General features: G+C 63.8%; 9 protein-coding genes and 1 pseudogene. 2 read left to right on the top strand and 8 right to left on the bottom strand.

What is annotated here, in order from left to right; all coding sequences use genetic code 11:
- Nucleotides 1-126: 126 nt before the first annotated feature.
- The 7 genes from SO180_RS07645 to SO180_RS07615 all read right to left on the bottom strand — a co-directional run bounded on the left by SO180_RS07645 (nt 127) and on the right by SO180_RS07615 (nt 10,595).
- Nucleotides 127-1,146, bottom strand: a complete 1,020-nt coding sequence (locus SO180_RS07645) for an alpha/beta hydrolase (protein WP_449378201.1) — start codon at nt 1,144-1,146, stop codon at nt 127-129.
- 114 nt (nt 1,147-1,260) lie between these two features.
- Nucleotides 1,261-1,596 (bottom strand): hypothetical protein, encoded by a 336-nt coding sequence (locus SO180_RS07640; protein WP_449378200.1) that lies wholly within the window; start codon nt 1,594-1,596, stop codon nt 1,261-1,263.
- Between the two features lie 26 nt (nt 1,597-1,622).
- Complete coding sequence (locus tag SO180_RS07635; RefSeq protein ID WP_449378199.1) at nt 1,623-6,437, bottom strand: NAD-glutamate dehydrogenase; 4,815 nt, start codon at nt 6,435-6,437, stop codon at nt 1,623-1,625.
- Nucleotides 6,438-6,507: 70 nt separating this feature from the next.
- Complete coding sequence (locus SO180_RS07630; RefSeq protein ID WP_449378198.1) at nt 6,508-6,930, bottom strand: CBS domain-containing protein; 423 nt, start codon at nt 6,928-6,930, stop codon at nt 6,508-6,510.
- Between the two features lie 113 nt (nt 6,931-7,043).
- Nucleotides 7,044-7,514: an aminoacyl-tRNA deacylase gene (locus SO180_RS07625; protein ID WP_449378197.1), complete on the bottom strand. Its 471-nt coding sequence runs from the start codon at nt 7,512-7,514 to the stop codon at nt 7,044-7,046.
- 209 nt (nt 7,515-7,723) lie between these two features.
- A complete protein-coding gene (locus SO180_RS07620; RefSeq protein ID WP_449378196.1) occupies nt 7,724-8,407 on the bottom strand; it encodes a DUF2270 domain-containing protein in 684 nt (227 codons plus the stop codon).
- A 166-nt stretch (nt 8,408-8,573) separates the two neighbouring features.
- Nucleotides 8,574-10,595, bottom strand: a complete 2,022-nt coding sequence (locus SO180_RS07615; RefSeq protein WP_449378195.1) for a YgiQ family radical SAM protein — start codon at nt 10,593-10,595, stop codon at nt 8,574-8,576.
- Between the two features lie 194 nt (nt 10,596-10,789).
- On the opposite strand from SO180_RS07615, the gene SO180_RS07610 reads away from it, so the two are divergent.
- Together SO180_RS07610 and SO180_RS07605 are read left to right on the top strand one after the other, a co-directional pair.
- Entirely contained in the window at nt 10,790-11,737 is a 948-nt protein-coding gene (locus SO180_RS07610; RefSeq protein WP_449378194.1) for a PAS domain-containing protein, read from the top strand.
- A gap of 26 nt (nt 11,738-11,763) precedes the next feature.
- A complete protein-coding gene (locus SO180_RS07605; protein ID WP_449378193.1) occupies nt 11,764-13,716 on the top strand; it encodes a putative bifunctional diguanylate cyclase/phosphodiesterase in 1,953 nt (650 codons plus the stop codon).
- Nucleotides 13,717-13,830: 114 nt separating this feature from the next.
- On the opposite strand, the pseudogene SO180_RS07600 reads toward SO180_RS07605, so the two are convergent.
- A pseudogene (locus SO180_RS07600) lies at nt 13,831-14,818 on the bottom strand (aldo/keto reductase).
- Between the last annotated feature and the right edge of the window lies 1 nt (nt 14,819).

Here is a 14,819-nt window from a genome sequence, read left to right as displayed (position 1 = left end):
GCGCGGACGGGATGACGGTCGAGCGACGAGCCGGCCGCGACACAAGCGGCGCAGCCGAGTGCGACGCTGCGCTGTGGTTCATCTTGCAAGGTGTTTTCGCCCAAAGGCGGAGCGGCAGGCGCGCTCTCAGGCGGCCGTACCGTCGATCGAGCGACGGATTACCCGCTGCACGTCGGCGTTCGACAGAAACAGATCGTGGTTGATGATACCCCAGCCCGCGTCCGAGGCGTCGATCACGCGCACGCCAAGCCGCTCGATGGCGGCCTTCTCGGCGGCGCCGACCCGTGTCATTCCGCCGGCGATTTGCCCCGACAGCGCCAGTGCGCGATCGTTCGTTGCGGCAATCACGGTGATCTTGCCGGCAAGCGGACCCATGCGCTGGATCGCCGACGAGAACACGTCCATGTCGATATCGGGTGCGGCAAACACGATCGCGCCGATCTTGCTGGTCACCGTATCGCCGTATCGCGCATAGAGCTGACGCAGGCTTTCGAGCGTCAGCATGGTCCCCATGCTGTGCGCAACGATGTGCACGCGGCCGCCGGTTGGGGCCGACACGATGGACGAGAGCACGCGCTCAAAATCGTCGCGCGACCACATCGCGCTGTCGCGGTCATAGGCATAGTCGAACAGTCCTGCCTTGGAGGGCCAGGAGAACACCATGGTCCGGCCGCGGAACTTGATCCCATCGGAGAGATGGGCGGCATCGAGCGCCGCCGTCTCGAATGTCTGCTTGAAGCCGTGCACGTAGATCAGCACGTCTCCTCCCCCGCCGGCCTGCGCAAGGAGATCGCCAGCGTCGGCCGACACCGGTTCGACCCGGTCAAGGCGCCAATCGCCAAGTCCGACCGCGGCGAGAGAAAGACGGCTCTCGTCCGGCGCCACCAGCTTTGCCCGTGCGACCGTCATTGTGGTCGCGCGCTCCGGCCCGAACCAGGGTTTCGTGCGACCGCCGTTCACGGGCTTGCGCGTGGTGGTGACGAGCAGAGTGGGGTCAACGGAAAGCGACGACGCGTCATAGCGAGCGCCCGTCGCGCCCAAGCCCGTGCATCCGCCGAGTGCGAGGATGCCAAAGGACGCGAACCCTCGCAGGAGCGCGCGGCGCGACACGTGAGTTTCATGTTGCAGAAGATGTCGGACGATCACACGGAACCTTCGGGAACACTGCCCACCGTTTGCCCCGCTCCGCTAGCTCCGTGAATGATGATGGCGGCGAGAAAAGGGCGAGCCCGGTTCCGCTTCGATCAGAGCCGATAAACCTTATCGCTGACGTCGACGCGGAATTCGTGCCACAATTTCAGGCCGGTTCTTCTCGAGCCATGCCATGGCGTCCGGTCCGTCGACGACACACTCGAAGGTTTCCCAGGTCGGGTCCTCCAGGGACTCCTCTTGAAGTCGCTTGGCCGCATATTCCATGAGGTCATGCAAGCCTTCGTATCCTCGTCGGCGTTCGAGTGACTCGGCAATTGCGGCACTCGTCCATTCGCGCCGGGCGAGATCGATGATGCTCGGAGCGTCGGCCTCGCTGAACCAGGGCGTGGCATCGAACTCGAGACAGACGACGTTGTCGGCGGTATGGCAAGTCGCATGGATCATGGGGTCCCTCCGTTTGCGGGCGCGCGTCAGCCCTTGACCAGATCTCCCAGCAGGTTCGCAGCCACCGTCAGCTTGGCGAGCGTCAGGCCGCTGGCGGCGATCTCCTCGACCGAGCGGCGGGTGCGCGTCGCTTCGGGGTGAGCCGTGAGCCAGATCTCGACGGCTTGCTTGCCGGACTGGCCGGTCGCCAGCATATCCGCAGCCAGTCGCCTTTCGGCCGCTGCGATCTGGTCGACGGCGCGGTCGATGGCGAGGCGTTCGAAATAATCGTTGGCCGGGACGCTGCGGGCGGCGGCGATGATGCGATCGAGACGGAAATTGGCTTCCGCAGCGAAGAAGGTCGCGGCGGCATCCCCGATGGCGCGGCTGGTGCGTTCGGCGACCGTCACGATATCGGGTGCCGCGACCAGGGCGTCGAGGTCGGCGAGCTCGCTGGCAAGGCTGGCCGGGACACCGGCCTCAGTGAGGTCCTGCCGACGCTTGCTGCGCACGGCCTGCAAGTCCGGCGGCAGCGAGTTGTCGAGGGAGGCCGTGGTCTCGCGGATGCCCGGCCCGAAACGTGCGATCACCGCCTCCAGGCCATCCCTGAAATCGACATTGCGCACGTACCAGACCATGCGGGACAACAGAAGGTCCTGGATCGTCGCGTAGAGCGACAGCTGCAACTGCCCGTCGATGCAGGCGTCGAGCTTGTCGATCGCGTCATTGAGCCATTGGAGCCCGTAGGATTCATCCACCGCCACATAGGCCATGACGATGGTAGGGATATCGGCATCGGTCTCGTCGATCAGGCGCACCATGCATGCCGGGCCGCCGCGGTTGATGACGGCATTGGCGAGGCTGGTCGCGATGATCTCCCGTCGCAGGCGGTGGAATTCGACCGCTGTCGGGAATTTGTCCTGGACCTCGCTCGGAAAATACTGGGACAGTTCGCGGGCAAGATAGGGATCATCAGGCACGCTGGTCACGAGCAGGTCATCGTAAAGCGTCAGCTTGGCGTAGGCGAGCAACACGGCAAGTTCGGGCCGTGTCAGGGACTGCCCGCGCCTCACCCGTTCGGTGATCGCCGCATCGTCCGGCAAGAACTCCACGGCGCGGCTGAGCAGACCGCGCTGCTCGAGCGATTGCATCAGGCGTGTGAGGAAGCCGGTCTCGGCCACGCCCTTGCGTTCTGCGAGTGAGAGCGCCAGCGTCTGCAGATAGTTGTTGCGCAGCACCAGTTCGCCGACCTCGTCGGTCATCGCTGCAAGCAGGCTGTTGCGGTCGGCGGGGCTGAGGCGCCCCTCGCGCTCGGGGCGCGCCAGCGCAATCTTGATATTGACCTCGACGTCGGAGGTGTTCACGCCGGCCGAATTGTCGATGGCGTCGGTGTTGAGCTTGATGCCCTTCTGCGCCGCTTCGATGCGGCCGCGCTGGGTGACGCCGAGGTTGGCGCCTTCGCCGATCACCCGGGCGCGGACCTCAGTGCCGGTGATGCGGATCGGATCATTGGCGCGGTCGCCGGCCTGATCGTCGCTTTCCGAGGACGAGCGGATATAAGTGCCGATGCCGCCAAACCAAAGGAGGTCCGTGCGCGCTTTCAGGATTGCCGTCATCACTTCGAAAGGCGTCGCCTGCGGCTTGTCGAGATCGAGCAGGGCGCGCACTTCCGGTGCGAGCGGGATCGCCTTCAGTGAGCGCGGGAACACACCGCCGCCTTGCGAGATCAGCGACTTGTTGTAGTCCTGCCAGCTCGATCGCGGCAGGTCGAACAGGCGCTGGCGCTCGGCGAAGCTGGTCGCCGGATCGGGCGAAGGATCGATGAAGATGTCGCGGTGATCGAAAGCCGCCACGAGCTTCGTCGCCGGCGAGAGCAGCATGCCGTTGCCGAAGACGTCGCCGGACATGTCGCCGACGCCGGCGACGGTGAATGGCATGGTCTGAATGTCGGTGCCGAGCTCGCGGAAGTGGCGCTTGACCGCCTCCCAGGCGCCGCGCGCCGTGATCCCCATCTTCTTGTGGTCGTAGCCCTGGCTGCCACCGGAGGCGAAGGCGTCGCCGAGCCAATGATTCTTCTCGGCCGAGATCGCGTTGGCGATATCGGAGAAGGTGGCGGTGCCCTTGTCGGCGGCGACGACCAGATAGGGATCGTCGCCGTTATGCCGCACGGTCGAGTCGGGCGGCACGATGTCGTCGCCGTCGAGGTTGTCCGTCAGTTCGAGCAGAGAGCGAACGAAGATGCGATAGGCTTCCGTGCCTTCGGCCATAAAGTGGTCGCGGTTGGAGGGGGAGGGCAGGCGCTTGGGCACGAAGCCGCCTTTGGCCCCGACCGGCACGATCACGGCGTTCTTGACCTGCTGCGCCTTTACAAGGCCCAGGATCTCGGTGCGGAAATCCTGCGGCCGGTCGGACCAGCGCAGTCCCCCCCGCGCAACCTTGCCGAAGCGCAAGTGAATGCCTTCGACACGGGGTGAATGCACGAAAATCTCGTACAGCGGTCGCGGCGCCGGCAGGTCCTCGATCCCGCGCGCGTCGAACTTGAATGAGATCACCGGACGCGGATGTCCGTCCTGGCCGACCTGCCACAAATTGGTGCGGATGATCGACTGCACCAGATTGGTGAACCGACGCAGGATGCGGTCTTCATCGAGCGAGGCGACGGATTTGAGCTGCTCCTCGATCTCTGCGAGCAGGGTCGTCTCGCGCGCCGCACGCTCGGCCTCCGTCAGGGTGAGGCGCGGATCGAGGCGGGCCTGGAACAGCGCGACGAGGTTGGCGGTGATCGCGGCGTTCTTGCGCAAGGTCTCCCACATATAGTCCTGGCTGAACGGAGCGCGAATCTGGTGCAAATAGCGAGACAGTGCCCGGATACTCGAGACTTCCCGCCAGCCCAGGGCTGTGCGCACGATCAGGGCGTTGTATCCGTCGGATTCAGCGCGATCGCTGACAACGGCCATGATCGATGCTTCCAGGCGATGGCTCAATTCCGGACTGATCTCGATCGGCTTGCCGTCGCTGGTTTCGATCGTCATGTCGTGTAGCCAGACCGGTTCGGGCCTGTTACCGGGCACGATCTGATAGGTGCGCTCGTTGACCACGCGCAGGCCGTGATTTTCGATCACCGGCACCCGATAGGACAGCGACAGCGGCGCGGCGTCCGAAAACACCTTCAGGCCGAAGCGCCTGGGATCGTCCTTGCCCTCGAAGCGGTGAACCGAAATCGTTACCGGGCGGGCTGCCGTCAGCCTTTCGATGGTCGCGATGTCGGCGACCGATTGTTCCGCCGTGAATACCTCGGCATAGCCGCCGCTAAAGGCCTGCGCATAGCGATTGGCGAGCATGCGCGCCCGCATGCCATCGGTTGACGCAGTCAGCGCGGCCTTCAGCTTGTCAGCCCAGGTTGCGGCAATGGCGCTGATGCCGGCTTCCAGCGTAGCGCGCTCGACGGCGGGAGTCTTCGCTTCATAGCGCCCGATGATGTAGTGGACCCGCGCCAATGCGCCTTCGGGGAAGGACACGTAGGAGGCCGACAGGGTCCCCCGGTAGGCCTGCGCCAGGAAATTGGCGACGCGCGTGCGCACGTCGGTGTCGTATTTGTCGCGCGGAATGAAGACCAGGATCGAGACGAATCTATCGAACTTGTCGACCCGAGCCAGCGCCCGGACGCGGGGGCGCTCATAGAGGATCAGGATCTCCATGACGAAATCGTAGAGCGTGTCGACGTCGATCTGGAACAGCTCGTCACGCGGATACTCTTCGAGAATGTGCATGAACGCCTTGCCCGAATGGCCGCTCGGATCGAAGCCGGCGCGTTGGAGCACCCGCGACACCTTGTGGCGAACATAAGGGATCTGTCGGACGGAGCGCGTATAGGCGCCCGAGGTGAACAGGCCGACGACGCGCAACTCGCCCTCGAGCCGGCCGTCGGGCGTGTAGAGCTTGATCCCGACATAGTCCATCCGGATGCGGCGATGGACGCGGCTGCTGACATTGGCCTTGATGACGATGAGCAGGGTAGGCTCGCGCATGAACTCGCGAATCTCCGACGTCATCACCACCATTTCGTTGCCGCGGCGCAGGACCTTCGCATCGGGGTCGCTCAGGATGCCGAGGCCTTCGCCAGTCGTGATGTCATCCGACGCATCGCTGTCGGGCGAGAAGCGATATTCGCGCACGCCCAGAAACGTGAAATTGTCGGCACACAGCCATTGCAGGAATTGGTTGGCCTCGGCGACCTCGTCGATTGGGAGCGGCGGCGGGTTGGACGTGAACGTCTTGATCGCTTGCTCGACGCGGTCCCGCATGGCTCGCCAGTCGGTGACGCAGGCGCGCACGTCGTTCAACGTCCGGGTGAGGCCGACGATCAGCTTCTGCTGGTCGGCCTCGGCATCCAGGCGGGTGATGTGGAGATGAATCAGGCTCTCGCGCGCGCCCCTTGCCCCTTCCGGCAATGCTTCACCGTAGAAACGCAGGAGCTTGCCCTGGTCATCGCGCTCCACCGCGATGATCGGGTGAGCGACGAGGGTGACCTCGATGCCCTGCTCGGTGAGCTCCGCCATGGTGGAGTCGAACAGGAAGGGCATGTTGTCGTTGAGAATTTCGAGTACGGAAATCTCGCGCCCGTCCGGCATCGCCGGATTGACGACGCGGATATCGGCACTGCCAGCCGTGCGTCGCTGCACATGCTCCCAGGCTTGCTCCGCGAGCAGGGCCAGCGAGGAGGCATCGTAATTGGCGAGGTCCTCGAGATTGGTGTAGCCGAACAGAAGCTCGGCAAAGGCCCGAGGGCTCTTGCCCGGCTGAATGCTTCCTGCCGCATCGTGGATCAGGGTCGCCCGGGCCTTGTCGTCGCGCCACGCCATCATGTCCTCCCTTGCCCGCGCCGTTTGGGCACGGAGCCATCGACGTCCCTCCGGCCGAGCCGGCGTTGCCTCAATGGTGATGGGCCGACACGCCCTTGACGCATTGGGTCAACAGATCGGTGGTGGCGGATTGGCCGACATCACCCAGGCTGATCATGCCGACCATCCGCTTGCTCCTGTTGATCACGGGCAGCCTGCGGATCTTCAGCGTCTCCATGTGATGCACGGCCTTCGCCAGATCGTCGTCTTCCCGGCAGCAATGGATGCCTTCGGTCATCACGTCCCGCGCTGTCATGCGCGCGGCGTTGAAGTCCTTGATTGCAAGGCCTTTGCAGACGATGTCGCGATCGGTCACCATCCCGATCAGATGGTCGTCTTCACCGATCGGAATGCAACCGATGTCGTGCCCTTGCATCAACTTCGCGATCTCGGTGATCGGGGTGTCGGGGCTGACCCAATCGACGCCCTTGTGCATCACGTCCCTGACTTTCATGAGGACCTCCGTTGCGAACGCAGCCCCGTCGCGTGACTATACAACAAACCGGGCGCGACCGCACGCGCGATGCGACGAGGGCGCATCGGTGGATCATCTCGCGTCGCGCCGCGTCAGTCGTGCACGCTGAAGCGTCCATGCGGCGCATTGGCCGTCAGGCGCGCGAACTGCGCATGCGTCAGCTGGAGCAGCGTCTCGTGATCGCCGGCTTCGATATAGACCTCGGGCTGGGCCTGGATGGTGTCATCGACGATGAGATCGAGCCCGTAGCACCTGCCGACGGCCGGCACTGCTCCGTGCGCGCAGTCGGCGAAGATCCGATTGATCTCGGTTTCGTTGGCCATCGCGAGATCCTCCCCGAGCCTCTGCTTCAGGTCCGGCAGGTTGAGATGGTGCGATGCCGGCACGACCGCGAGCATATAGCCGCCGTCATGCCGCAACACGACGGCCTTGGCGAGACGATCGCCCGACACGTGACAGGCCTGCGCCGTGCGCGTCGATGACATGGTGAGATCGTGCGGGATCTCGGCATAGTGGATTTTCTCGGCGGTGAGATATCGGTGCAGTGTCGGAGCAATGGACATGGCGTGCTCTCCGATGGGTATGCAAGCCGTCCACCGTGGGCCCTGCCGCACGATAGGCGGCCGCGTGATTGGCTGGGCTCAAGATAGGCGTTGCGGTCGAATGCCGCAATTCGTCACTGCATCGCGACACGATTCGATTCCAGCCACCTCGTAGTTAGACAGTATTGCCGACCTATCTGCGAACCGCGGGGATCGCGCCGGCTCGTCGGTCAACCCATTCCTCCTGCGGAGGGTCGTGTGCCATGCGCACGCCGATCAAGCCAATATGTCGCGACGGCAAGCACAACCCAGCAGAGATTGTAGAGAAGGCCGCAGCAAATCACCACCCAGCCCGGGATCGGGCCGATTGCGGCGCGATCGATGAGTTCATCCAGGTGAGTCGCCATTTGCGGATGGATCGCGAGTTTGCCGACATAGGCCGATGTCTGGATCACGATGATCCAGATGTATGTGCGGCGAATACGACGTCCGGCGGCGCGAACGAAGCTGATATGATGACGCGGATGCAGGTAGTCTTCCGCGAGGATGGTTCGCCAACTCGCATCGTCCTCTCCGCGTTTGCCGCTCAGGATCGGAACGTACCAGTGTGTTTCGAGGAAGCGCGCCCGCGCGCGCCAGACGTTGAAATAGCGATAACGGCGCGCCTCGAGTCCGAGAAAGACCGCGAGCAGCATGCCTATCAGGATGAGCGGCAGCGCTGATGCTTCTTTAGACGAGAATGTCGACGACAGGGCGATGCCCAAGGTCACGATCGACCAGTTGGTCGTGTTGTCGAGGCGTGTGCGCCAGATGGTGCTGCGATAGATTTCGCCGCGATAGAGGTGGGCAATCGCACCGAATTCAGCTGGGTTCAGCTCTTGGACTTCACGTGTGTCTTCTGCGGGCCTGAGCATGGCGCGAACCACCCGAGACCAGTGAAATTTCAGGTCGTGCTTTCGACAGCGACCCGATGATACTACCACAATTCTGCTTCGTTTGGACAATTCCGCGATCGATGCCAAGTGAGGCGTGCGCACTTCACGGCGCAGATCACCCCCAACCCGCAACGGGCGCGGTCGTTCACTTCATCACACGCACACCCTTCGTCGTGAAGCGCTGCGTCCGGCCACCCGGGCGCACGGGACGTCGCGTTCCGGCGGCCTTGCCAGTGCCGGGCGGCTGGTGGGCGGGCACGAGCTGGTCGGGGCGGGAGCCGATCAGATCGGCACGGCCCATCTCCTTCAGCGCCTCGCGCAGCACCGGCCAGTTGTCGGGGTCGTGATAGCGCAGGAACGCCTTGTGCAGCCGGCGCTGCCGAAGCCCCTTGATCGCCTCGACCTTGTCGCTGCCGCCGCGACGCACGCCGCGCAGCGGATTGACGCCGGTGTGGTACATCGCCGTGGCGGTCGCCATCGGCGAGGGCAGGAAGGTCTGCACCTGGTCGGCGCGATAGCGGTTCTTCTTGAGCCAGAGCGCGAGGTTCATCATGTCCTCGTCGGTCGTGCCCGGATGCGCCGCGATGAAATAGGGGATCAGGTAATATTTCTTGCCGGCCTGTTCTGCTGCGGCATCGAACATCCGCTTGAAGCGGTTATAGGCGCCGATGCCCGGCTTCATCATCTTGTCGAGCGGGCCGCGCTCGGTATGCTCGGGCGCGATCTTCAAATAGCCGCCGACGTGATGGGTGACGAGCTCCTTGACATATTCCGGGCTCTCCACCGCGAGGTCGTACCGCACGCCGGAAGCGACCATCACCTTCTTGATGCCCTTGGTCTCGCGCACCTTGCGATAGAGCCGGATCAAGTCGTCGTGCGAGGTGTTGAGGTTCGGGCAGATCTCGGGGAAGACGCAGGACGGCCGCCGGCACGCCGCTTCGACCTTCGGATCCTTGCACGCCATCCGGTACATGTTGGCGGTCGGACCGCCGATGTCGGAGATCACGCCGGTGAAACCCGGCGTCTTGTCGCGGATGCGCTCGATCTCGCGCAGGATCGAGCCTTCCGAGCGGTTCTGGATGATGCGGCCCTCGTGCTCGGTAATCGAACAGAAGGTGCAGCCGCCGAAGCAGCCGCGCATGATCGTCACCGAGAACTTGATCATCTCCCAGGCCGGAATCCTGGCATCGCCGTAAGCCGGATGCGGCGCGCGGGCGTAGGGCAGATCGTAGACCGCGTCCATCTCCTCGGTGGTCAGCGGGATCGGCGGCGGGTTCAGCCAGAGGTCGCGATCGCCGTGACGCTGGACGAGTGGCCGCGCATTGCCGGGATTGCTCTCCCGGTGCAGCACGCGTGAAGCGCGCGCATAAGCCTCGCGGTCCTGCTCGACCTGCTCGCAGGCAGGCAGCCGGATCACGGTGTTACCGGGATGGCGAGCCGCGCCCTCATCGGCGGAATCGAGATCGTCCGCGTGCAGCTCGGTGTAGTCCTCGGGCGCGCGGCGGAACAGCGCTGTGCCCCGGATGGAATCGAGATCGCGGGGCGCCGTGCCCTCGGCGAGCCGGTGGGCCACCTCGACGACAGCACGTTCCGCATTGCCGTAGAGCAGGAGATCCGCCTTGGCGTCGGCCAGCACCGAGCGGCGCACCTTGTCGGACCAGTAGTCGTAATGCGCGATCCGGCGCAGCGAGGCCTCGATGCCGCCGAGCACGATCGGAACGTCCTTGAAAGCCTCACGGCAACGCTGAGCGTAGACGATCGTGCAGCGGTCCGGCCGCCTTCCGCCCTCGCCGCCGGGCGTATAGGCATCGTCGTGGCGCAAGCGCCGATCCGCCGTGTAACGGTTAACCATCGAATCCATGTTGCCGCCGGTGATGCCGAAGAAGACCTTCGGCTTGCCCAGCGCCTTGAACGGCTCGGCCGAATGCCAGTCCGGCTGCGCGATGATGCCGACCCGGAAGCCCTGCGCCTCCAGCAACCGGCCGATGATCGCCATGCCAAAGCTCGGGTGGTCGACATAGGCGTCACCCGTCACCAGCACGATGTCGCAGGCATCCCAGCCGAGCGCCGTCATCTCGGCGCGGCTCATGGGGAGGAATGGGGCCGCCTTGCGCGGCCGCGCCTGGGCCATCAGGGGCCTCTCGGCGGTCATGATCTGGGTGTTCATGGCGCTTACCGATAAGACCCCGGGCTGCCGAATTCAACCGACGGACGCGTCAAGGAGGCATATTTGCCGGCGTAGCGGTCCATTTTCCGAACCCTCCATCCGGGACTCAAATACGACGGAACCGAGGTAACGTTGCATTCACGGGGCTTCGATAGCGTTAGGCCGATGTGGGCAGAATGGCGGCAGTGGGGATCATGAAGACGGCGGAATTGGTCGAGCTGGCTGCGGGGCAAACCGCGCGCCCTGGATCGGCATCGACCATGCCGGAGGATGCGGGGATGTGGCACCTGCCGACGGCACCTTCCCCGCCGCTGGCGGGCGAGTTGACGCTCGACCAGATGCTGCTCAAGCACGTTCCATGTGGCATCGTGATCATCGATTGCGCAAGCCAGCGCTTCCTGGACTTCAGCGATCGGGCGAGCGCCGATCTCGGCTATTCGCGCGAAGAGTTCGCGCGGTTGTGTCTTGCCGATCTGATCTGCAGTGACGGGCCGGCGGCCCATGCTGGCGATACGACGGAGCGCCTCGCACGCAGCCCGAGCGCAACCATTGCGCTTCATCGCCACAAGAGCGGCGCGATCCTGCCGACCGAAGTCGTCTGCAAGCCGCTCAACTGGCATGATCGAGAGTGCACGCTGGCGTTCTGGACCGATGTGACCGAGCGGTTATCCCTTCAGGAACGCCTTACGATACAGGAAAGATACTATCGCGCGCTGCTGGCCAGCATTCCGATGCCGGCCTGGCTGGTAGGCGTGGATGGCCGCTTCATGGCCGTCAACTCGGCCTATCTAGCGAATATCGGCCGCACAAATCCGGACGAATTGATCGGAAAGCGATTTCACGATGTCTGGCCCGCTCACGTGGCCGAGGATCTCTGGGAATCCAATCGTCGTGTGATGGAAACCGGGCTGCCGCACCAATATGAAAGGCGGCTCATCCTGCAGGGAAGCGAGCACATCGTGTCCGTCTCGCTGTCTCCCATCCTCTCGGAAGCCGAGGTGATCGGGGTTGCCGGCGCCGGCCACAACATTACCGATCTTCGGAAAACGATCGAGGAATTGCACGAACGGGAGACCGAGCTTCGGACGCTTGCGGAGAACTCCCCGGATAATGTGATCCGCTTCGACCGCAACGGACGCTGACCTACATCAATTCCCACTATGCACGAATGATCGAGCTTCGCCCCGAAGCCGTCTACGGAAAAACCTTGAACGAGATCTGGCCCTCTGCCGGAGAGGGCCTCGCTCGCTTCATCGAAGCTATCGACACGGTGTCCACCACCGGTGAATCGCAGGTGCTTGAAATGCAGGTTCCGGTCGAGAGTGCAGTACTGCGGATGCACCATATCTCGATCGTCGCGGAGTGGGACCGCAACGGGGCAGTCCAGGGCGTTCTGGCGATCGGGCGCGATATTACGGAACGGCGCAGCATGGAGGAACAGCTCGCGCAGCGGGAGCAGGAGTTTCGGGCGCTTGCCAAGAACTCGCCGGATGCGATCGTCCGGTTCGACTCCGGATTGCGACGGCTCTATATCAATCCTGCGGCACAGGCGATCACCGGTCCCGCCTACAATTATGGCGTAGGGTGCACGCCGGACCACGGTTCGCCGGTTATCGACGTCGTGAGATTCAAGGCGCTGCTGCAAGAGGTGTTCGACCGCGGCGAGCAGCGCGAGGCCGAGTTCAAGGTCAGAAAGGTCGATGGGATCGGCACGGTGAACGCGCGTTTCGTTCCGGAGGTCGGCGAGTCGGGACAGGTGCAAACCGTGCTCGCGGTCTCCAGGGACATCACGGCCTCCGTCAACCAACGTGAACGCATCCAGCGGCTCGCCTATTCCGATTCCCTGACCGGGCTTGCCAATCGCGCCTTGCTCTACGATCGCGTCCGGGACGAGTTGAGTGTTGGGCCGAACACGCGTGGCGGTGTCGGCCTGATGCTGCTGGACATCGACCACTTCAAGGACGTGAATGACACGCTCGGCCACAGCCGTGGCGACGAGCTGCTCAAGGAGGTTGCAAGCCGCCTGAGCGCCTGCATCCGCGAGACGGACACCCTGGCACGTCTCGGCGGCGACGAATTCGTCATTCTGGTCGCAAACATCCGGGACGATGCCGAACTGCAAGAGATCGCCGAACGCATCCAGCGCGCGATGGCTCCCGTATTCCGGCTGAGTGGGTCGGAATTGTTCGTGTCCTGCAGCATCGGCATCACTACCGTCGTGAGTGGCGAATGGGATATCGACGAGCTGATGGGATCGGCGGACGAGGCGCTCTACGAGGCGAAGCGGAACGGACGCAACAAGGCCCAGTTCTACCGGCCCGAGCTCTCGCAACAAACCATGGAGAAGGTCGCCCTCGGTCAGGCGCTTCGCCAGGCGCTCGATCGCCGGGAATTCAGCCTGGTGTTTCAGCCAAAATGCCGGCTCGGCGACGGCCATCTCGTGGGCGTTGAAGCGCTGCTGCGTTGGAAGCATCCGACGCTCGGTCCACTATCGCCGGACCGGTTCATCAGCGTCGCCGAGGAGTCCGGACAAATCGTAGAGATCGGTCGCTGGGTGCTCGAGAGGGCCTGCGCGGCCATCGTGCGGCAGAACAAGTACCGCGCCCAGCCCATCACCATGGCGGTCAACATTTCGCCGAGGCAGATCACGACCGGCGCATTGACCGAGCACATCGCGCCGGCGCTCGAGGCGAGCGGTTGCCCGCCCGCCTGGCTCGAGATCGAGATCACCGAAGGAATGATGCTCCAGGACAGCGAGAGCGTTCAGGAGACGCTTTCGGCGATCTCGCGCATGGGTGTCTCCATCGCCGTCGACGACTTCGGCACCGGCCATTCGGCGTTGGCCTACATCGATCGTTTTCCGATCAATGTTGTGAAGATCGACCGCTCGTTCACCATGAGCATCGACCGCGATCCCCGCAAGGCCGCCGTGGTCCGGGCCTTCGTTTCGCTCGCGGACGCTCTGGATCTGGACGTGGTGGCGGAAGGTGTGGAGACGGCGGAACAGGTGCGTCTCTTGCGCAAATTCGGCTGCGAGATCGGTCAGGGATATTTCTACAGCAAGCCGATGACCGCGCTCGCGCTCGCGCGACGATACGGACTCTGCAAGCGACAGCCGTGAGTGTTTTCGCAATCTCGACGACACCGAGTGCGGACCACACGGATTCTTGTCCTTGCCATCGACCGGCCCATCAATTTCCGCCGCTTGCCATCACAATCGCTGCGCTCGCGCTCGTTAGGTTGATGGCTCGATTCCGACCATTCCGGTGCTCGGATAGCGCGAGCCGGCGATGGTATCGGGTGCAAACAACGTATCGAGCGTGCCGATCTCGTCAGGAGACAGCGTGATCTCCGCTGCCGTCGCATTCTCCTGGACGCGCTCAGGTCGGCGCGTGCCGAAAAGCGGAGTGACGTGCGGATGTTTCGACAAGAGCCACGCAAGCGCCATCTGCGCGGGCGTGAGGTTTCGCGTCCGGGCGATCCGGTCAAGCTGATTGACGAGTGCCTGGTTCGTCTCCCGCGCGCCGTCCTGGAAGCGCGGATTGGTCTTGCGAAAGTCGCCGTCCGCAAGTCCCGCCACATCCAGCCTGCCGGTAAGGAAGCCGCGGCCCAGCGGCGAATAGGCAACGAAGGTTGCTCCCAGCTCGCGGCAGGCTGCAAGCATTCCACCTTCCGGCTCGCGACTCCACAGCGAATATTCGCTCTGCACCGCCGAGATGGGGTGAACGGCAGATGCCAAGCGCAACGTGGTGGGCGAAACTTCGGACAGGCCAAGCAAGCGAACCTTGCCTTGCTCAACGAGCCGCGCCATGGCGCCGACCACCTCCTCGATGGGGACATCCGGATTGCGGCGGTGGCAGTAGTAGAGATCGATGGTTTCGATGCCGAGCCGCCGCAAAGAACCCTCGCAGGCAGTCCTGATGTAGGCAGGTGAGTTGTCGACATGCCGCTCATGGGCGTCTTTTGCATCGCACGATGCCAAACTTGGTGGCCAGCACAGCGCGATTGCGTTTGCCTTTCAGGAATTGCCCGAGCAACTCCTCATTGGAGCCAAAGCCATAGGTGTCGGCGGTGTCGAGAAGATCGACGCCGAGATCGAGCGCCCGTTCGATCGTAGCGAAGGATTGCGCATCCTCGCTTGGGCCGTAGAACTCGCTCATGCCCATGCAGCCGAGTCCGAGGGCAGAAACTGACACGGTGCCAAGACGACGGCGCCGCCGCATA

Source organism: Bradyrhizobium sp. UFLA05-112 (assembly GCF_053572325.1).
Note: the sequence above shows the minus strand (reverse complement) of the source record. Positions and strands in the feature narration are given on the sequence as shown.